Source organism: Rhizobium sp. CB3090 (assembly GCF_029714285.1).
Taxonomy (GTDB): domain Bacteria; phylum Pseudomonadota; class Alphaproteobacteria; order Rhizobiales; family Rhizobiaceae; genus Rhizobium.
The window spans coordinates 2,910,001-2,929,817 of the sequence record NZ_CP121662.1; the positions used below are offsets into that span (position 1 = coordinate 2,910,001).

Below are 19,817 nucleotides of genomic sequence, written 5' to 3' on the forward strand. Positions count from 1 at the left end.
GCCAGCCCTTCGCGCATGTGAAGATCGCGCTCGCCACCAAGCGCGTCGCCACCGAGAGCTATCCTGCCTTCGATCCGCTGGCGATCTTTTCCGCCGATGAAAATATCCCGCCGGCGGCCAATCGCACGGGTGCGATCTATGGTTCCGATGTGGAATCCGAGGTCAGCCTGAAAACCGTGCCCTTTCCGGCCAAGGATGTGCCCTTCCCGCTTGCCGGTTCGATGTCGCTCGATGAAGTCGAGGCGAATGTTCGTTCCAACGGCTCCGTGCTGATTGACGGCAACACCCAGCTTTCCGCCCTCTATTATGTCGATCCGCGCCGCTTTGCGACCGACGACACCGATGTCGATCTGACAGCCGGGCTTGCCGCCCGCGTCGTCGAAGAGAACATGTCGGTATCCGCTCCCGAAGCGGTCACGCCGCAGACGCAGGAATTTGCCGACGACATCATTCCGGTGCGCGAAGATACGCCGATCGAGACGGCGCTTACCAATGCCGGCTACCTCAAAGCGGATGCCGGCGACATCGCGGCCAAGATCGAGCCGCTATTCGGCTCGTCCGAGCTTTCCGGCGGCGACGTACTGCGCATCGGCATCCTGCAGAAAGGTGAGCAGGCAAAGATCATCCGCGCCAGCATCTACCGCGGCACCAAGCATGTGCTGACGGTCGCTGAAAATGATCATGGCGATTTCGTTGCCGGCAGCGAACCTCCGATGCTCGATGCCATTGCTACCGCCTTCGACAACGACGCGCCCACAACCACAGCCGGCCGCGATTTGCCGAGCGTCTATGACGGCATTTACCGGGCCGCCCTCTCCTACGGCATGACCCAGCAGATGGTGGCGCAGATCGTCAAGCTGCTCGCCAGCAATGTCGATTTCCAGGCGCAATTGAAGCCGACGGATTCGCTCGAAGCCTTCTTCTCCGTCGCCGACGAAAACGGCCAGGCGACAGCCGATTCCGAACTGCTCTACGTCAACGCCAAATTCGGCGACACCGTCACCCGTTTCTATCGTTTCGAAGGTCCCGACGATCATTCGATCGATTACTTCGACGAAAACGGCAAGAGCATCCGCCAATTCCTGCTGCGCAATCCTGTCCCGACCGGTATCTTCAAGTCCGGCTTCGGCATGCGCCGCCATCCGATCCTCGGATTTGCGCGCATGCATACCGGCGTCGATTGGGCAGCCCCGCGCGGCACGCCGATCATCGCCGCCGGCAACGGTATCGTGGAAAAAGCCGGCTGGGATTCTGGCGGCTTCGGCAATCAGACATTGCTCCGTCACGCCAACGGCTATGTCTCCTCCTACAACCATCAGAGCGCCATTGCCAAAGGTATCGTACCCGGCGCAAAAGTGGTGCAGGGTCAGGTCATCGGCTTCATCGGCTCGACCGGTCTCGCAACCGGGCCGCACCTGCATTACGAACTGATCGTCAACGGCACCAAGGTCGACCCTCTGCGCATACGCCTGCCCGGCGGCAAGACGCTGGATGGCGAGGCGCTCGCCAAATTCGAGGATGAGCGCAAGCGTATCGACACGCTTCTGAGCGACGACAAGTCCAAGCAGGTTGCGAGCAAGGATTGATACAGGCCGGGAATTTCTAAGCGACATCGCGCCGTAGCAGAGCAATCAGCTCGCCAACTGCATCGTCAGCGTTCTTATAGGCGGTATCGACGACGATCTGTCGTCCGCCCCAATCGTCATAGGTTCGGTTGACGATCTCATCCCAGGACGGCTTTACGAGGCCTTCGACATCCGTCAAACGGGTTTCGGCGCGCCGGCGATGCTCGGCCTTGTCAGAACAGACGACCTCCACCTCAATGGCGCGCGTGCCGGCCCGTTTTGCGACCTGCAGCCAGGCATCACGCGTTATGCCGATGGGGTTGACCGAATCCGCGATTACCGTTCTTCCCAGTCGAAGATTGTCTTCGGTGATCCCATAGGCAACCATATAGCCGGCAGGCCCTACCTCGGCGTTTAACATGCCCGAATCTCGCAAGGCCTGCTCGATCGTGTCCACCCGAACATGCACGGCTTGCAGCCGCTCCGCCAGCGAGAGCGCGATCGTGGTTTTTCCGCTGCCCGGCAAACCGCCGAAGATAACAAGCATGATCCGCCTCCGAACATCCTCCAAAGTCTACGGCAGCATCACAGAAGCGGATTGCAGCAGCAAGACGATTGCGAACAGGTCTGAAAAACAAAATGGCGGCCCGAAAGCCGCCATCTCGTGGGTTGATGTGCTGACGCAGCTATTATGCTGCGGCGCTGACCGGTTGGCGCGGGCGGAACAGCAGCCTGTCCGTACCGCTGGTCACCTTGACTACCGATCCATCGGGCACCTGGCCGGATAGGATCTGCTCCGCGAGCGGATCCTGGACATATTTCTGAATCGCCCGCTTCAGCGGCCGTGCGCCGTAGACCGGATCATAACCCTTGTTGGCGAGCCAATTGCGGGCATCGTCGTCGAGCTCGAGCGTAATCTTGCGTTCGGACAACAAGGTCAGCAGCCGCTGCAGTTGGATGTTGACGATCGCCCCCATCTCTTCGCGCTTCAGGCGATGGAACAGGATGATCTCGTCGACGCGGTTCAGGAACTCCGGCCGGAAATGCGTCCGCACCACATCCATCACCTGCTCTCGCACCAGATCGCTGTCATCCCCTTCCTTCAGTTGGGTCAGATATTCGGCGCCGAGATTCGAGGTCATGATGATCATGGTATTGCGGAAATCGACCGTTCGGCCCTGGCCGTCCGTCAAGCGTCCGTCGTCCAGAACCTGGAGCAGGACGTTGAAAACATCGGGATGGGCCTTCTCGATCTCGTCGAACAGCACGACCTGATAGGGCCGGCGGCGAACGGATTCGGTCAGCGCGCCGCCTTCCTCATAGCCGACATAGCCGGGAGGAGCACCGATCAGCCGGGCAACGGAGTGCTTCTCCATATATTCCGACATATCCATACGCACCATCGCCGTCTCGTCGTCGAAGAGGAAGCGGGCGAGCGCTTTGGTGAGCTCCGTCTTGCCGACGCCGGTTGGGCCGAGGAAGATGAACGAGCCGATCGGCCGGTTGGGATCCTGCAAACCGGCGCGTGAACGGCGAACGGCACGTGATACCGCCTGAACGGCATCGCCCTGTCCGACGACCCACTTCGCGAGTTCGTCTTCCATCCTGAGCAGCTTGTCGCGTTCGCCTTCCAGCATCTTGTCGACGGGAATCCCAGTCCAGCGGGAGACGACATGGGCGATATTGTCGGCGGTGACGACTTCCTGCACCATGGAATCGCGACCGCCATCCTGCTCTTCGGCAGCCTGGAGATCCTTTTCCAGATTCGGGATCACGCCATAGGCAAGCTCGCCGGCACGCTGGAATTCACCCTTGCGCTGAGCAATCGCCAGTTCGTTGCGGGCTTCGTCGAGCTTTTTCTTCAGATCGGCGGCAAGGCCCAGCTTCTGCTTCTCGGCCTGCCAACGCGCGGTCAGCGCATCGGCTTCCTCTTCCAGCGCCGCAAGGTCGGTTTCCAGCCGCTTTAGCCGGTCGGCCGAGGACTGGTCGGTTTCTTTCTTCAGCGCTTCGCGCTCGATCTTGAGCTGGATGATCCGTCGATCGAGTTCGTCAAGCTCTTCCGGCTTCGAATCCACCTGCATGCGCAACCGCGCGGCGGCTTCGTCCATCAGGTCGATGGCCTTGTCCGGCAGGAAACGGTCGGTGATATAGCGGTTCGACAAGGTCGCGGCAGCCACCAGGGCGGCATCGGCAATGCGGACCTTGTGATGCTGCTCGTATTTTTCTTTCAAGCCACGCAGGATCGAGATCGTGTCCTCGACGGTCGGTTCTTCGACCATGACGGGCTGGAAACGACGGGCGAGCGCGGGGTCCTTCTCGACATGCTTGCGGTATTCATCGAGCGTCGTTGCGCCGACGCAATGCAGCTCACCGCGGGCAAGCGCGGGCTTCAAGAGGTTCGAGGCATCCATGGCGCCATCGGCCTTGCCAGCGCCGACCAAGGTATGCATCTCGTCGATGAAGAGGATGATCTCGCCGTTTTCCGACTGCACTTCGTTGAGCACGGCCTTCAGCCGCTCCTCGAACTCGCCGCGGAATTTCGCGCCGGCAATCAAGGCACCCATGTCGAGCGCCATCAGCTTCTTGTCCTTCAGCGATTCCGGCACGTCGCCGTTGACGATGCGCAGCGCCAAACCTTCGACGATCGCCGTCTTGCCGACGCCCGGTTCCCCGATCAGAACCGGATTGTTCTTCGTGCGGCGGGACAGCACCTGGATGGTCCGACGGATTTCGTCGTCGCGGCCGATGACCGGATCGAGCTTGCCCTCGCGAGCCTCGGCAGTGAGGTCGCGGGCATATTTCTTCAAGGAGTCGAAGCCCTGTTCCGCATTGGCGGAATCGGCAGTGCGACCCTTGCGAATATCGTTGATGACCTGGTTGAGCCCGACGGGCGTAACGCCGGCATTCTTCAGAGTGGCTGATGTCGATGCCGAGGGTTCCATCGCCAAGGCCTGCAACAGGCGTTCGACGGTGACGAAACTATCGCCGGCCTTTTTGGCGGCGTCTTCCGCGGTTGTAAACACCTTGGCGAGCGGCTGTGCAAGATAGACCTGCCCGTCGCCACCAGACACTTTCGGCAATTTGGCCAGTGCGGCATCATTGGTAAGGCGCGCGGCCTTGGCATCGCCGCCGGCGCGTTCGATCAGCGACGCGGCCATGCCCTGATCGTCGTCCAGAAGCACCTTCAGCACATGTTCGGGAGTAAATTGCTGGTGACCCTGCGCCAACGCATTGGTCTGCGCGGATTGCAAAAAGCCCCGCACCCGCTCGGAGTATTTTTCAATATTCATACCGGACCTCCATGAACCGCCCTGCCCTTAAAGGCGCAGACCGATGTTTGAGATTGAGCCCCCTGAAAAGGCAGACCCCGCCGCCGCTTACTAGGATTTGCGGCAAAGCAACTGGGAAGAATATGGGAGGAGTTTTGAAAAGTTTAAAGAGCAACGGAAATGAAAAACCCCCGAGGTTGATGTCCAACTTTCGGGGGTCAATTCACATACCGGCGTTGTGCAGAAGTGGAATTGGTGCTCCGCGTTTGCTGAAGCCACCTGTTCACACGAAGCAGCTTTTATTCCGACGCGGCGTCTGCCAAAGCGGGCGCTTCGCCCGATGCGGCCTCGCCCTTGCCTTCGCCATCGGCGTTGCGGCGCGGCTGGCGGCGGGGACGGTTGCTAGCGTTGCGGCGGCGCGGCTGACGCTCGGTCGCGGCGGCAGGCGTCTCTTCTTCGATCGCCACCTCAGCTGGAATACCCTCGATCACCGGCTGCGGGCCAGTGCCATCGATAACCTCCGGCTCGGGAGCAGGAACTGCGGCAACGGCGGGAGCAGGCTGTTGACGTGCCCGAGGCGCAGCCATCTGCGGCTGGTCGTCCATCTCGTTCGCATCGATATCATCGATGTCGCGGTCGGCATTGTCGCGATCATTGTAGTTATGATGCTCGTCGCGCTGATAGCGTTCCTGCATCTGCGCCTGAGCGCTGGCGATGATCCGATTATAGTGTTCAGCGTGCTGGAGATAGTTTTCCGCCATGACGCGGTCGCCGGAGCTTTGCGCGTCGCGGGCGAGAGCCGAATACTTCTCGGCGATATGCTGCGCGGTGCCGCGAATTTTCACATCGGGACCGGAGCTGTCGTAAGTCCTGGTCAGCGGGTTGGAGCCCTTGCGGTTGAAATTGTTATTGTTATTTCCGCCGCCGCCGCCGTTGTTGCCACGCCCCCGACCGCGCTTATTCTGCTGTCCTGGCCTCATAGATCCTTCACCTGAATTCTCTTAGTTGGGATGAAATTATACACGGCACCTGCCGCCGTGGCCGGAATCTTCCGAGCCAGGGCCTGCGTACCGCAAGCAAACTGCGCCTTATGCGCCTGTCTGCCGCTCGACTACGTCAGATTAACTGATCACGCATTGGGTTATCTTCAACCTTTGACACTCTTACCAGAGAGTGGTTCCCCGAGGCTGTCCAAGACAGGCGAATCGTCTCGCCTATTCCCAGCCGCCCAACGCGTGAGCGCAACCTATATTGCTTCCTCAGGAAATCCAAGCCTTTTCTTTGCGATAACAACAAGGTCCCATGAACCTGCAGCAAATTGTCGCGTCAATCATGATGTTTAAACACGAGAACTCGGTCGTTATGGCCGTAGTCCCGAATTGCGTCGATAAGAAAAAATCCTGCTCCTTCAAAAACCGAAGTCACCGTTTTGCGTTGATTATGGCCGATTTCCACTCCGACAATACCATCTCGGTACAGAAACCGTGCCGCATCTCTTGCGATCGCTCTATATGCATCCAGCCCATCAAGGCCGCCGTCGAGAGCTGCCGGAGGATCGAAATTCTTTACTTCTGGAGCGAGAGTGGAAATGACATTGGATTCAATATAGGGCGGATTTGAGACAATCACGTGAAATCGACCGTTGATGGCTTCAAACCAGCTTCCTTGCACAGTATCAAACCGTGCCGCCAAGCCGTTGCGCGCCGCATTCGCCCGCGCCGTTTCCAAAGCTTCGCCAGAAATATCGGAACCGATGCCCGTCGCTTGCGGGCATTCATGAAGTAACGCGAGACATATGGCCCCGGTTCCCGTTCCTAGATCCAGTATATGGATATTCCCATGTTGTTCCGCAAGGCGTCGCGCATATGGCAACACGGTATCGACCAGGATTTCGGTGTCGGGCCGCGGCTCCAGCGTCGCCGGCGACAGCGTCAAGGGCAGGCCGTAGAACTCCCGCTCGCCCAGGATACGGTGGACCGGCTCGTGATTGAGCCGTCGCGCCACCGCCGCGCGGGCCGTTTCCACCCGCTCCGGCGCCACCACATCCGAGCCACGGGTGATGAGCTCCGTCGATGAAAGATTAAGAAGACCGCCGACAAGAATGCGCGCCTCCGTGGCCGGATCATCGAGATCGGCCTCGATAAAGCGGGCACGCACCTCCTGGAAAAGCTCCGCGACCGTCGGCCTCTGCCCGCTGCTCATGCCTGTTCGCCGAGTTGGGCGAGCTGGCTCGCCTGATAATCCGCCAAGAGCGCATCGACCACCTCGTCGATCTCGCCTTCCATCATCCGATCGAGCTTATAGAGCGTCAGGTTGATGCGGTGGTCGGTAACCCGGCCCTGCGGGAAATTGTAGGTGCGGATACGCTCGGAGCGGTCGCCGGAACCAACTTGGCTCTTGCGGTCGGCGGATCGTTCGCTGTCGGCGCGCTGCCGCTCCATGTCAAAGAGACGCGACCGCAGCACCTGCATTGCCTTGGCGCGATTTTGATGCTGCGATTTTTCCGAACTCGTCACCACGATCCCCGAGGGAAGATGGGTGATGCGTACCGCCGAGTCCGTCGTGTTGACGTGCTGACCGCCGGCGCCGGAGGAGCGCATGGTATCGATGCGGATATCCTCGGGGCGGATGTCGATATCGATTTCCTCGGCTTCAGGCAGCACGGCCACGGTCGCCGCCGAGGTGTGGATGCGCCCGCCCGCCTCGGTTTCGGGCACGCGCTGCACGCGATGCACGCCGGATTCGAATTTCAGCCGCGAGAACACACCCTTGCCGCTGATGGTCGCGATGATTTCCTTGTACCCGCCCGCTTCGCCATCGCTGGCCGAGAGGATTTCGACCTTCCAGCCGTTATTCGCTGCGAAGCGCTCATACATGCGAAAGAGATCGCCTGCGAAAAGTGCTGCTTCGGAACCGCCGGTACCGGCGCGAATTTCCAGGATCGCGCTCTTCTCGTCGGCAGCATCCTTCGGCAGCAGCAGGATCTGGATGTCTTTCTCCAGCGTCTCGATCCGCTCCTTGACCTCCGGCAGCTCCATCTCGGCGAGATCCCGCATCTCGCGATCGACCGACTTGTCGTTGAGCATGGTTTCGAGATCGGAAGCTTCGGCGATCGCCTTCTCGTAGTCGCGAATCTTGGTGACCACGGGCTGCAATTCGGAATATTCGGAAGCGAGCTTCACATAAACGTCTGCCGACGGGCCGGCCGACATACGCGCTTCGATCTCACCGAAACGGCGCTCCAATTCGCGCATTTTTTCAATGGGAAGATTCGCCACCCCACACTCCGATTCTTCTTATTCGTTCTGGTCTACAATGGAATATTGTGGCTCTCGGCGAAGCGGACAAGGATATCGCGCATCGAGGCTTTCGGATGCGTGTCGTTCAACGCTTCTTCCATGACCGCGGACAATGCCTGGAGATCAAGGCCCAGCAGCATCGCCTTGACCGGGCCGATGGATGCCGGCGACATCGACACCGAGCGGAAGCCGACACCCAGCAGCGCCATGGCCGAAATCGTCTTGCCGGCAAGTTCGCCGCAAAGCGTCACCGGCGTCTTGTTGCGCTCGCCGGCGCGCACGATGTCGCGCAGGATGCGCAGGAACGGGCGCCCGAGCGGATCGAAACGATCGGCGACGCGAGCATTGCCGCGATCGACCGCCATCGAAAACTGGAAGAGATCGTTGGAACCGACCGAGACGAAATCGACCGCCGCCATCAGCTCGTCCAACTGCCACAACAGCGCCGGCACCTCCAACATCGCTCCGAACTGAAACTTCCGCGGCAGGCTATGGCCGAAGCGCGACAGGTGCTGCACTTCCTTCTGCACGAGTTCGCGCACCGCCTCGATCTCGGAGACCTCGGTGACCATCGGCACCATCATCTTCAATTCGCTGTCCGCCGCCGCCTTCAGCATGGCGCGCAGCTGCGTGCGCAGCAGGCCGGGCCGATCGAGCGACAGGCGAATGGCGCGCCAACCAAGCGCCGGATTCTCTTCCTCATGGGCGCGGAAATAGGGCACGACCTTGTCGCCGCCGATATCGAGCGTCCTGAAGGTGACGACGCGGCCGCCGGCCTGCTTCATCACGTTGCGGTAGAAGGCTTCCTGCTCCTCTGCCTTCGGCATGGTGGACGCGATCATGAACTGCAGTTCCGTGCGGAAGAGGCCAATGCCTTCCGCGCCGGATTCGGCAAGCTGCGGCAGATCGACCAGCAGACCGGCATTCATCAGCAGCGAAATGCGCTGTCCGTCCTTGGTGACCGGTTCGACCGCGCGCAGCGCCCGGAACTGCTCCTGCCGGCGGGCGCGGAAGCGCACCTTTTCCTCGTAGGAGCGCTGATGATCGGCCATCGGCCGCAGGTGCACATGGCCGCCATCGCCGTCGATGATCACGGCATCGCCGTTTTCGGCAAGTGCCACCACGCCCGCCGCCTGGCCGACGACCGGAATGCCCATGGCGCGGGCGACGATGACGACGTGGCTGGTGACCGCGCCTTCTTCCAGCACCAAACCGCGAATATTGGCGCGGGGATAGTCGAGCAGCTCGGCAGCACCCATGGCGCGCGCAAAGATGATCGCATCGTTCGGGAAACCTTCGGCGGCGGTGCGGCCGGAATAGCCGATCAACTGCCTGAGCAGCCGGTTCGCCAGATCCTCGAAATCATGCATGCGCTCGCGCAGGTAAGGGTCGGTCAGGCGCATCATCCGCGCCTTGGTGTCGCTCTGCACCTTCTCGACCGCGGCTTCCGCGGTCAGGCCGTTGCGGACAGCCTCTTCCAGCTTGCGCACCCAACCCTGGTCGTGGGCGAACATGCGGTAGGTTTCCAAGACCTCGCGATGCTCGCCTTCCATGGAAACGTCGCGGCGCGACAGCATGTCGTCGATCGAAATGCGCAGGGAACCGAGCGCATCCGCCAGCCGGCGGATTTCCTTTTCGGTATCCTCGTTCAGAAGATTGGTGACGACGATGCGGGGCTCATGCAGCACGACATAGCCGAGGCCGATACCTTCATTGTAGCTGTCGCCATCGATGGTGACCGAGCGGGTAAGATCGAGTTCGAGGCCCGGCTTGGTGATCTTCTTCAGCTCGCCGGTTGCGATCATCTCGGCCAGCACCATCGCCGTCGTTTCGAGCGCTTCCAGCTCCTCCTCGCGATAGTTGCGGCTCGCCTTGTTCTGTACGACGAGAACGCCTAGCGAGCGGCCGGTACGCAGGATCGGCACGCCGAGGAAGGAGTGATAGACCTCTTCACCGGTTTCCGGCAGGTAGCGGAAGGCGGGATGTGACTGCGCGTCGGAGAGATTGAGCGGCTGGGCGGAAGCGGCGATCGTGCCGACCAGGCCCTGGCCCATCTTCAATTGCGAAAGGTGGACGGCTTCTTTCTTCAGACCTTCGGTGGCGTAGAGCTCGAGCACACCATCGGCGCGCAGCACGTAGACCGAGCAGACTTCGGCGACCATATTGCTGGCGATCTGGCGGACGATCCGGTCAAGACGCTCTTGCGGCTCCAGCGGCTCCGCCATGAGTTCGCGCAGCCGCTTGAGCAGAACGCGTGGACCGCCGGATAGGTCTCTCATTGCGTCTCTAGCTCCCGAAATCAAGATGTCATGCCTGACTTGCCCACGTCAGGGCCGGCCGAAACTCACCTCCGTCGCGGTCCCTCGTCAGCAGTCCTGAATCAACTCTTATCCAGACCGTAGCAGGAATGCAAAGTCCTGACTGCCAGTTCTGCATAAGGACCATCGATCAGGATGGAAATCTTGATTTCCGACGTCGTAATAGCCTTGATGTTGATGCCTTTTTCGGCAAGTGCCCGGAAAGCAGTCGCAGCAACGCCAGCGTGCGAACGCATGCCGATGCCGATGACGGAGACTTTGACGAGACCTGATTCGTTTTGGATGACGTCGTAGCCGATCTTGTCCTTGTTTTCGCCAAGAACGCGCAGCGCCTTTTCGACATCGCCCGAAGGAACCGTGAAGGTCATATCGGTCTTGGAACCGTCCTCGGAAATGTTCTGGACGATCATATCGACGTTGATGTGGCTTTCGGCCAAAGGCCCGAAGATCGCAGCGGAGACGCCCGGCCGGTCGGCGAGACGGCGCAGCGAGATCTGGGCTTCATCCTTGGCATAAGCAATGCCGGTGACTACTTCCTGTTCCACGATTTCTTCCTCGTCACAAATCAGCGTTCCGGGCGGGTTCAACAGATCGCCCATGCCCGGAGCATCGGGATCCTCGAAAGATGAGCGCACGAAGGTGCGAACCTTAAAGACCATGGCCAGCTCGACCGAGCGCACCTGCAGCACCTTGGCGCCGAGCGAGGCCATTTCCAGCATTTCTTCGAAAGCGATCTTCTTCAGACGCCGCGCCTTCGGCTCGATGCGCGGATCAGTCGTATAGACGCCGTCGACGTCGGTATAGATATCGCAGCGATCGGCCTTCACGGCCGCGGCGATCGCCACCGCCGACGTATCGGAACCACCGCGGCCGAGCGTCGAGACGCGGTTGTCGGGGCCAAGACCCTGGAAGCCGGCGACGACGGCCACCTGACCCTCTTGCATGCGGCGGACCATTTCACCGCCGTCGATTTCGAGAATGCGCGCCGCACCGTGGGCGTTGTCGGTTCTGATCGGGATCTGCCAGCCCTGCCAGGAGCGAGCATTGATGCCCATCGCCTGCAGCGCGATCGCCAGCAACCCGGAGGTCACCTGCTCGCCGGAAGCGACGACGGCATCATATTCACGGGCATCATAGATCGAGTGGTCGGCACCTGCGACCTTGGGCGTATTCTGCACCCAGCCGACCAGCTCGTTGGTCTTGCCGGACATGGCGGAGACGACGACTGCGACCTCATGGCCCGCGTCGACCTCGCGTTTCACATGGCGGGCGACATTCTTGATCCGGTCCAGATCCGCGACGGATGTCCCGCCGAATTTCATAACGATACGTGCCATGTGCCTCTACCAGTACCAGTACCAGCGCCGGGCGGCCGATACGCTACGAGCCCGGCATGCAAAATCGCCCCTCCGGTACATTAGCCGGAAAAGCTTGATCTCAATGGGGGCGTCTCTTAACGAGTTTGGAAGGCGGGTGCAATAGCAGGGTCAGTCGCCTTTCCAGCCTCCGCTCCCAATACTCTACTTTCAGGCTCGGCCTGCGCCTGTTTCGGAGCGCGCTCTCGTTGGCAATGAAGGAGAGCCGATCTACTTGCCATATTAGAGCGGATGCTCTATATCACGTTTTGGAGCAGACGCTCCATAATTATTTGCCTCCAAGCAGGTTGCGAGAACTCTCCCATGGCAAGACCCCGGCAATTCGATGAGGACAGCGTTTTGGAAGCAGCGGGCGAGATATTCTGGTCGAAGGGTTATGAGGCAACCTCCACCCGCGATCTGACCGACCGCATGGGGCTGACGCATGCGAGCCTCTATAATGCTTTCGGTGACAAGCGCCGCCTCTATCTGAAGGTGCTGAAGCACTATCTCGACCGGAACCTGCGCAGCCGCATCGCGCGGATGGAGGCAGCCTATTCGCCGGGCCTCACCATTGTCGGCTACTTCCAGGAAGTCGTCGAGCGTTCCCTGGCCGATACCGAACATCGCGGCTGCATGCTGGTCAACACGGTCCTTGAGGCGCGTTCCGATGATCCGGAAATGCGGCGCGTCGTCGCTGACGAGACGGCCGAGATCGAGGCCTTTTTCCTTCGGTCGGTCGTTGCCGCTCAGGCAAGCGGTGAAATTCCGGCAAATCTGCCGCCTGACGACATCGCCAAATTGCTGCTCTCGGTACAGTTCGGTTTGCGCGCCCTTGTCCGCGTCCATCCCGAGCGCGAATTGCTGAACGGTATCCTGAGGCCGGCAATGGCTATGCTGACCTTGCCCTGGCCGCTGCCCGAAAGCAGGCCGGACGGGTAAGCTTCCGGCACAGAACTCTTTCTCCACGAAACATCGAGCCGGACGCGGCAAGACCGCTCCGAACAGAGAAGCTGCACCATGTCTGCCCCTCTACGCCATTCGAACGCCTCTCACGCCGTCGCCGAACCCGCGCCCCTCACCGCTGCAGCCTGGTATGCCACTATTGCCGGCCTCTGCGGGAGCCTCGTCGCGATCGGTCTCGCCCGCTTTGCTTATACGCCGCTGATTCCGCCGCTCATCAGCGCGCATTGGTTTTCGGCTGGCGATACGGTGACGCTGGGTGCAGCCAATTTTGCCGGATACCTTGCCGGCGCGCTGCTCGGCCGGCCGCTGGCTGCCGGTCTCGGCAACCGTCTGGCGCTGCGGCTGCTGATGGTCGCCGCGACTGCCGCCTTCTTCGCCTGCGCCTTTCCGGTCTCCGTCACCTGGTTCTTTGTCTGGCGCTTCCTTTCCGGTCTTGCCGGCGGCTCCATCATGGTGCTCGTCGCGACCACCATCCTGCCGCACATTCCGGTCTCCCGCCGCGGCTTCGTCAGCGGTATGATTTTCCTCGGCCTCGGTCTCGGCATCGCCGCCTCGGGAACACTGGTGCCGACACTGCTACGTCTCGGTCTTCGTGAAACCTGGATCGGCTTGGGGGTCCTGTCGCTCATTCTGACCGCCGTCAGTTGGTTCGGCTGGCCGGCGACCAATCCGCCACTGCCTGCTACACATGCCACCACCCACCGCCATCCCGCCGCAAAGGCCGAATGGTCGCTGCGCATCCTCTACGGCCAATATGCCGCCAATGCCCTCGGGCTCGTGCCCGTCATGGTGCTGCTGGTCGACTATGTCGCCCGTGGTCTTGGTCGTGGTGCCGATATCGGAGCGGCCTGCTGGGTGCTCTATGGCGTTGCCGCCGCCACCGGCCCGGTACTGACGGGCTATGCCGCCGACCGCATAGGCTTTGCCTCGGCCTATCGCGTCGCTCTTTTGCTTCAGGCGGTCGGAGCTGCCATTCTGGCCGCATCCGGCAATCCCTGGCTGATAGGCTTTGCCACAGTGCTGCTCGGCATCTTTACACCGGGCATCGTGCCATTGGTGCTCGGCCGCATCCAGGAAATCCTGCCGCACAGCCACGTCGCCCAACGCGCCGCCTGGAGTCGGGCAACGACGGCGTTCGCTCTCTTCCAGGCGCTCGGCGGCTACGGCTATTCCTATCTCTTCATCCATACCGGCGAAAACTACAGCATCATCTTCCTCTGCGGCGGGGCAGCGCTCGTCCTCGCCTTGCTGGCGGATGTCCTGAACGGCGTGAAGCGCAGCCGGAAACATCGCGCGCAATGAAAAGCTGCGCCGCATGCTGGTTCCGGCGCGCTGAGGATGCGACCCATGGCCGTTGAGACAGTCCAACCCTTGACATCAGCTTCCGATCGTCCGACTTCACATCTACCAGGGCGTCGCTTGCACAATCAGATGGGTGACGCCGCGTAGACCAAGGAGCGAGATCATGACCAAAGCGGCGAAAAGCACGATCGACCAGAGCGAAGTGGATCGCTTTTCCGCGATGGCTACGGAATGGTGGAGCCCGACCGGCAAATTCAAGCCGTTGCATAAGTTCAATCCGGTGCGGCTCGCCTATATTCGTGACCATGCCTGCAGGAATTTCGGCCACGACCCGAAGAGCGGCCGGCCGCTAGAGGGGCTGCGCGTGCTCGATATCGGCTGTGGCGGCGGATTGCTGTCGGAGCCGGTGGCGCGCATGGGTGCCTCGGTCGTCGGCGCCGATCCTTCCGAAAAGAACATCGGCATTGCCTCGACCCATGCGAAAGCCTCCGGCGTTCCCGTCGACTACCGAGCCGTCACCGCCGAGCAACTGGCTGAGGCCGGCGAGACTTTCGATATCGTTTTGAATATGGAAGTGGTGGAACACGTTGCCGATGTCGAATTTTTCCTTTCGACCTGCGCTAAGATGGTGCGCCCCGGCGGCCTGATGTTCGTCGCCACCATCAATCGGACCATGAAAGCCGCGGCACTCGCCATCTTCGCCGCCGAAAACGTCCTGCGGTGGCTGCCACGCGGCACGCATCAATATGAAAAGCTTGTCCGCCCGGAAGAGATCGAAAAGCCACTTGCCGCAAACGGCCTAGACATCATCGCCCGCACCGGCGTCTTCTATTCGCCGCTGCAGGACCGATGGAACCTGTCGAAGGACATGGACGTGAACTATATGCTGCTGGCAAAGCGGGCGGAATGAAAGTGTCCTTTCCGCCAGCGATCTATCGTGTCGTCGCGTCCACATGGCGACTACTTGATCTTCTACCGAATCAAAGAATCGGTCGTAGAAGTATTGCGTGTTTTGCGCGGCGCTCGGGACTACGAGCGCGTGTTGTTTCCGGAAAGTTAATATTCACTCAGCTTGCGAGGCTCGAACCCTCAGCTTTAAAACATGCGTCAACAAATCGCTTTGACCTTCAGCGTTCTCAGCGGTTAGCCGTTTCACCCGCTCACGGTCAATCACTGTCATATTCCCGTCAGCGCCATACGGCTGCTTGAACGAAAACGCCGCCGCGCTCGGCCCTTCATCGTGAAGCCGCTCCAGCCGCTTGGCACCGTCTTTCCATTCCGGAATGACACCGCCATCCATCCACCACAGAACCAGCGCCGGCCAACGTTGTTTCACGTTCCAGTGCCGCGCATGCTTCAGCGCATCGGCGTGAACGCCGCTATAGCTGAAGGCCATGAGGGATTCGATATCGGTCCAAAGAGACAGCGAAGACGGCGCCGTCGCAAAGCCGCTACCGTCGATGAATCGCGGAAAAACCTGCTTGCCCCAACTTGCCGGTCCCGGGTCGCCATCGTAGCCGGAGCGGCCGATGAAGCCGTGGGCGCGGGCGGCTGCCTCGAAATTTGCCGCTTCCCGCAAGCGAAAACCTTCGACCGCGGGGCTGCCGTAAGGCGCGACATGCAGCCCGAAATTATACATTGCCAGATGCTTGCCGCTGGGCATCAGTTGATGTCGTCCGGCAATACCGGGATAGCGGCGATCTCGATGCCCTCTTCGACCAGCGCCTGCGCCTCATCCGGCGTCGCCTTGCCGATGATGCCTCTCGCGTCCGCCTCGCCATAGTGGATCTTGCGGGCCTCTTCCGGGAATTTCGTGCCGACGTCCTCGGTATTGGCCTTGATGGCATCGACGGCCTCTTTGAGCTTGGTCAGGGCCTCCTTGCGCGCGATATCCATGGCAAGCGTCTGCAATTCCTCCTTCTTGCGCCCCGTGGAAACCGACGGCGCCATCAGGAGTTTCGAGATCGCACCCGAATTGCAGACGGGGCAGGTCAGGAAACCGCTTGCGACCTGCCGGTCGAAATCGGCGCTTTCCGAAAACCAGCCCTCGAACTCATGGGCACTGTCACATCTCAGCGAATAGCGGATCAAGCAGCGACGCCTCCAGCCGCCGGCGTCGCGATCTTCTCCAGCGAAAACTCGCGCGCATTCTTAAGATTTGGGATCTTGTCGTGAGCGGATTTGACCGCTGCGACATCGATCTCGGCAATGACAACTGCTTCGCCCGTGCCGCCGGCCGATGCCAGGACCTTACCCCAGGGATCGATGATCATCGAATGGCCGAAAGTCTCGCGGCCATCCTCATGCGTACCTGCCTGAGCAGCCGCAATAACGAACATGCCGTTTTCGATGGCGCGGGCCCGAAGCAGGATTTCCCAATGCGCCTCGCCCGTCTGTCTTGTGAAGGCGGCCGGCACCGTCATCACCTCGGCGCCGGCAACGGCCTGGGCGCGGAAGAGCTGCGGAAAGCGCACGTCGTAGCAAATGGAAAAGCCAAGTTCGGCAAAGGGCAACGACACGATGCGCGCCTCGGAGCCGGGACGATAAACAGCGCTTTCGCGCCAGCTCTCGCCATTGTCGAGATCGACGTCGAACATGTGGATCTTGTCGTAACGGCTGAGCAGCTTGCCGTCCGGGCCGAAGAGAAAGCCGCGATTGGCGATCTTGCCATCATCGAGCGCGATCGCCGTCGAACCGACATGTACGTGGATGCCGAGTTCCTGAGCGAGCTCCGCTGCCGTCTTGACGACGATATCATTGGCTTCGTCGCGCAGCACCGCGCGCAGACCCGGCCGATCCTTCTGCACCGCTCCGGTCATTTCCGGCGTCTGCACATAGACCGCACCTTTTGCCGCTGCTTCGCGAACCAGCCGCGCCATGTCGGCGGCGTTCCTCACCGGATTGACACCGGAGCACATCTGAATGGCGGCGGCCTTGAAGGTCATTGTTCTCTCCCCATTTTGTCCGGCTCAGGCAGCAAGCAGCAGATCGAGCTTGCCCGCCTGGTCGAGCGCATGAATATCATCACATCCGCCGACATGCTCGCCATTGATGAAGATTTGCGGGAAGGTCGAACGACCCTTCGCCTTGGAAATCATCTCCTGGCGCAACTCGGGCGAATAGGTGGCGTTGTGTTCGACATAATCGACGCCCTTGGAGTCGAGCAGCGATTTTGCCCGGGTACAATAGCCACAGAATTCACGCGTATAAATGACGACGGATGCCATGATCCACTCCGAAAAAAGACAGGTTTACTGTCATATAGGATCGCCGACAGCCCTTGCAAAGGTTAAAACGGTTACGTCCGCCACGCCGGCTTTTTTCAACACGCGTGTCGCCGCGGTAACCGTGGCGCCGGTCGTATAGACGTCATCGACCAGCACGATCCGACGGCCGAAGACATCGCCAGCCCTGCCTTCCGGGATCGCGAAAGCGCCGCGCACATTGTCCTCGCGCGCCCTTGCCCCGAGGCCGACCTGCTGGGTCGTCCGCTTGGTGCGCAGCAATGTCGCCGCCAGCAGCGGTTTGCCCGAAAGCCGCGCCAAGTGGCGGGCAAGTTCCGCCGCCTGATTGTATTTGCGCGAAAAGAGCCGCGTCCGGTGTAGCGGCACCGGAATGATGGCGTCGCAGGCGGCAATCGTGCCGTCGCTGGCGCGCAGCATCCAGCCGGCCATCATCGGCGCCAGATCGGTGCGGTCGCGATATTTCAATCCAAGCACGAGATCGCGCACCACCCCGTCGTGAATGGCAGCCGAGCGCAGCCGATCGAACACGGGTGGATCGGCGATCGCCTCGGCGCTCAAAATCCCCGTGCCGAGATCATGGGAAAACGGGCTTCCCAGCACTTCGCAATAGGGCCGCTCGATGAATCGGATGCCGGACCAGCAGGCGGGGCAAAGGCTGCGATGCGCGCCCGTCAAGGTGCCGCAGCCGGCGCAAGCGGGCGGATAGATGAGATCGGCCAGTGCCGACCACGGCTTTATCAAGCCGGCCCGCAGCATCGATACCGTGATTTCGCGTCCCATCATCCCCATATGATTGACACTAGCTTTTTCCTGGCGCCTTTGCGAAGGAAAACCGCGTGGCCGCTATGCCCCATCAATGATTGCAGGAAACCGTCATGGAAATTGTCTTCGACCAATCGCTGCTCGCCGCCCGCAGGCGCCGCGCGCTTGCCCAGGGAGACCAGAAGGCGACCTTCCTGCTGGACATCGCCGCCCACGAGCTGGCCGAACGGCTTGCCGTCATCGAGCGACATTTCGACGAGGCAGTGGAACTGCACGGCGCAACCGGGATTGCCGCACGTGAGGCCTTCGCGACCGGCAAGATCGGTAGTATCAGGCGCCTCGAAAGCGAGGCCGGTTTCGCCGCGGCCGGCGAGGAATTGATCGAAGCCCCGTTGGAGGAGCTGCCGCTGGAAGCGGAATCGGTCAACCTCGTCCTGTCGCCGCTCAGCCTGCATCTCACCAACGATACACCCGGCGTCTTCATCCAGATCCGCCGCGCGCTGAAGGCCGATGGCCTGTTTCTGGCCGCGATCCCTGGCTCCGGCACACTGCAGGAATTGCGCGAGGTGCTGCTCGCAACCGAGATCGAGCTGACCGGCGGCGCGAGCCCGCGCGTCATCCCCTTTGCCGATGTTCGCGATGTCGGTGGCCTGCTTCAGCGTGCCGGTTTCACTTTGCCGGTCATCGACGCTGAGACGTATACGGTGCGCTACGACAATCTCTTCGCGTTGATGCGGGACCTGCGTGCCATGGGCATGACCAATCCGCTCGCCGATCGCAGCCGCAAGCCGCTGACGCGCGCTTTCTTCCTGCGCGCTGCCGAACTCTATGCCGAACGCTATTCCGATCCCGACGGGAGAATAAGGGCGACATTCTCGATCATCTATGTGTCCGGCTGGACGCCGCATGAAAGCCAGCAGAAACCGCTGCAACCCGGCTCAGCCAAAGCACGGCTTGCCGACGCGCTGAAGGTCGAAGAACACAAGCTGAAACAGTGAATGGATCGGACCCGGGTTCGCTGAGCTCAGTGAGCCGCGTCAATTAGCCGGCGAGTTCGTGACTGTGTCAGAGATGTAATTGAACATCGCTGACAGGCTGTTGCCGAAAGCGCCGACGCCGCTGATGATCGCTACCGACATCAACGCGGCGATCAGGCCATATTCGATGACCGTGGCACCGGTCTTGTCATGAAAAAAACGCTGTACGGTACGCATACGCTTCAAACTCCTAAAGCAATGCCGGGAAAAGTGCGAAGCGGTTTTCCCTTCGGAATTGCGTAAAAACAAAGGAACAGAGCGGGAAAGCATTCCGCTCCAGCATCTGAAAACGAGCGTATCCGGCGCCATCATGCACCCGATAGGCTTTACCAGTATAACAGTCAGCAGCCGCTGTCGGCGCCATAGCCTTGGATGATGCAGACCGAACCGGGCTCCTGCTGCAGCACGCTACGGCGGATCGTGTAACGCTTGCCGTTTTCCGTCTGCGGGATGGAGCCGGTGGTGATGTTGTCGAAATCAGGCGCGCTGGCGAGCACGCTGGACTTGGATTTGTCGGAAAGCATTGGCGTCAGGATAAGAGAAAGCGCAACCGCCGCCGTTCCGAACAGCAAGGCGATATTCAACGCGCCCGTCTTGCGCGACGAGGAATACGACTGCTCTTTTTCCTGAACAGCTTTCCAGAAATCGTCGTCCATAATGTCAAGCCTTCTTTAACGCCCACACCAACCGCTTGATTGA

The 19,817-nt window shown here is 60.7% G+C and carries 20 protein-coding genes (1 of these 20 running past the window's edge); 6 read left to right on the forward strand and 14 right to left on the reverse strand.

The features are described 5' to 3' along the window. On the forward strand, nucleotides 1–1,586 hold the 3' portion of the coding sequence (locus tag QA646_RS13975) for a M23 family metallopeptidase (RefSeq protein ID WP_283056023.1). Its footprint begins 364 nt before the window's first position; only the last 1,586 of its 1,950 coding nucleotides appear in the window; the start codon falls outside the window, past its left edge; its stop codon occupies nucleotides 1,584–1,586. Nucleotides 1,587–1,602: 16 nt separating this feature from the next. Here QA646_RS13975 and QA646_RS13980 read toward each other — a convergent pair whose 3' ends face one another. From QA646_RS13980 to QA646_RS14010, 7 genes are all read right to left on the reverse strand, one after another. Further along, nucleotides 1,603–2,112, reverse strand: coding sequence for an AAA family ATPase (locus QA646_RS13980; protein ID WP_283056024.1), 510 nt, complete (start codon nucleotides 2,110–2,112; stop codon nucleotides 1,603–1,605). A 142-nt stretch (nucleotides 2,113–2,254) separates the two neighbouring features. Beyond that, nucleotides 2,255–4,855 carry an ATP-dependent chaperone ClpB gene (gene clpB / locus QA646_RS13985; protein ID WP_283056025.1) on the reverse strand — a complete coding sequence of 867 codons (2,601 nt, stop codon included), beginning with the start codon at nucleotides 4,853–4,855 and terminating at the stop codon, nucleotides 2,255–2,257. A gap of 278 nt (nucleotides 4,856–5,133) precedes the next feature. Beyond that, a complete protein-coding gene (locus tag QA646_RS13990) occupies nucleotides 5,134–5,814 on the reverse strand; it encodes a DUF4167 domain-containing protein (protein ID WP_283056026.1) in 681 nt (226 codons plus the stop codon). Nucleotides 5,815–6,160: 346 nt separating this feature from the next. Further along, nucleotides 6,161–7,036, reverse strand: a complete 876-nt coding sequence (gene prmC, locus QA646_RS13995; RefSeq protein WP_283056027.1) for a peptide chain release factor N(5)-glutamine methyltransferase — start codon at nucleotides 7,034–7,036, stop codon at nucleotides 6,161–6,163. Next, complete coding sequence (prfA, locus tag QA646_RS14000; protein WP_283056028.1) at nucleotides 7,033–8,112, reverse strand: peptide chain release factor 1; 1,080 nt, start codon at nucleotides 8,110–8,112, stop codon at nucleotides 7,033–7,035. The genes prmC and prfA overlap by 4 nt, the downstream gene beginning before the upstream one ends. Nucleotides 8,113–8,144: 32 nt before the next feature. Further along, nucleotides 8,145–10,412, reverse strand: coding sequence for a phosphoenolpyruvate--protein phosphotransferase (gene ptsP / locus QA646_RS14005; RefSeq protein WP_283056029.1), 2,268 nt, complete (start codon nucleotides 10,410–10,412; stop codon nucleotides 8,145–8,147). 101 nt (nucleotides 10,413–10,513) lie between these two features. Continuing rightward, entirely contained in the window at nucleotides 10,514–11,788 is a 1,275-nt protein-coding gene (locus QA646_RS14010) for an aspartate kinase (protein WP_104824476.1), read from the reverse strand. A 342-nt stretch (nucleotides 11,789–12,130) separates the two neighbouring features. Between QA646_RS14010 and QA646_RS14015 the strand changes: the two genes are divergently transcribed. From QA646_RS14015 to QA646_RS14030, 4 genes are all read left to right on the forward strand, one after another. Further along, nucleotides 12,131–12,748 carry a TetR/AcrR family transcriptional regulator gene (locus QA646_RS14015; RefSeq protein WP_283056031.1) on the forward strand — a complete coding sequence of 206 codons (618 nt, stop codon included), beginning with the start codon at nucleotides 12,131–12,133 and terminating at the stop codon, nucleotides 12,746–12,748. Nucleotides 12,749–12,826: 78 nt separating this feature from the next. Beyond that, on the forward strand, nucleotides 12,827–14,074 hold the full coding sequence (locus tag QA646_RS14020) for a YbfB/YjiJ family MFS transporter (protein WP_283056032.1): 1,248 nt from the start codon (nucleotides 12,827–12,829) through the stop codon (nucleotides 14,072–14,074). A gap of 163 nt (nucleotides 14,075–14,237) precedes the next feature. Continuing rightward, complete coding sequence (gene ubiG / locus QA646_RS14025; protein WP_283056033.1) at nucleotides 14,238–14,984, forward strand: bifunctional 2-polyprenyl-6-hydroxyphenol methylase/3-demethylubiquinol 3-O-methyltransferase UbiG; 747 nt, start codon at nucleotides 14,238–14,240, stop codon at nucleotides 14,982–14,984. Between the two features lie 27 nt (nucleotides 14,985–15,011). After that, the gene (locus tag QA646_RS14030; RefSeq protein WP_283056034.1) at nucleotides 15,012–15,134 is read left to right on the forward strand and encodes a type II toxin-antitoxin system RelE/ParE family toxin; all 123 of its coding nucleotides are present in this window, start codon (nucleotides 15,012–15,014) and stop codon (nucleotides 15,132–15,134) included. A gap of 3 nt (nucleotides 15,135–15,137) precedes the next feature. Here the strand turns inward: QA646_RS14030 and QA646_RS14035 are convergent, their stop codons facing one another. From QA646_RS14035 to QA646_RS14055, 5 genes are read right to left on the reverse strand one after another with little or no spacing between them, the layout of a single operon-like run. After that, complete coding sequence (locus QA646_RS14035; RefSeq protein WP_283056035.1) at nucleotides 15,138–15,737, reverse strand: DUF3291 domain-containing protein; 600 nt, start codon at nucleotides 15,735–15,737, stop codon at nucleotides 15,138–15,140. After that, on the reverse strand, nucleotides 15,737–16,165 hold the full coding sequence (locus tag QA646_RS14040) for a DUF1178 family protein (RefSeq protein ID WP_283056036.1): 429 nt from the start codon (nucleotides 16,163–16,165) through the stop codon (nucleotides 15,737–15,739). The genes QA646_RS14035 and QA646_RS14040 overlap by 1 nt, the downstream gene beginning before the upstream one ends. Then, entirely contained in the window at nucleotides 16,162–17,019 is an 858-nt protein-coding gene (locus QA646_RS14045; protein ID WP_283056037.1) for a carbon-nitrogen hydrolase family protein, read from the reverse strand. The genes QA646_RS14040 and QA646_RS14045 overlap by 4 nt, the downstream gene beginning before the upstream one ends. Nucleotides 17,020–17,043: 24 nt before the next feature. Beyond that, a complete protein-coding gene (gene grxC, locus QA646_RS14050) occupies nucleotides 17,044–17,301 on the reverse strand; it encodes a glutaredoxin 3 (RefSeq protein ID WP_283056038.1) in 258 nt (85 codons plus the stop codon). A gap of 30 nt (nucleotides 17,302–17,331) precedes the next feature. Beyond that, entirely contained in the window at nucleotides 17,332–18,108 is a 777-nt protein-coding gene (locus tag QA646_RS14055) for a ComF family protein (RefSeq protein ID WP_283056039.1), read from the reverse strand. An 86-nt stretch (nucleotides 18,109–18,194) separates the two neighbouring features. Here QA646_RS14055 and QA646_RS14060 point away from each other — a divergent pair, with 86 nt between their 5' ends. Then, nucleotides 18,195–19,079, forward strand: a complete 885-nt coding sequence (locus tag QA646_RS14060) for a methyltransferase domain-containing protein (protein ID WP_283056040.1) — start codon at nucleotides 18,195–18,197, stop codon at nucleotides 19,077–19,079. Between the two features lie 39 nt (nucleotides 19,080–19,118). On the opposite strand, the gene QA646_RS14065 is transcribed toward QA646_RS14060, so the two are convergent. Together QA646_RS14065 and QA646_RS14070 are read right to left on the reverse strand one after the other, a co-directional pair. Further along, nucleotides 19,119–19,295 (reverse strand): Flp family type IVb pilin, encoded by a 177-nt coding sequence (locus QA646_RS14065; protein ID WP_283056041.1) that lies wholly within the window; start codon nucleotides 19,293–19,295, stop codon nucleotides 19,119–19,121. A 164-nt stretch (nucleotides 19,296–19,459) separates the two neighbouring features. Beyond that, on the reverse strand, nucleotides 19,460–19,774 hold the full coding sequence (locus tag QA646_RS14070) for a hypothetical protein (RefSeq protein ID WP_283056042.1): 315 nt from the start codon (nucleotides 19,772–19,774) through the stop codon (nucleotides 19,460–19,462). Nucleotides 19,775–19,817: the final 43 nt, after the last annotated feature.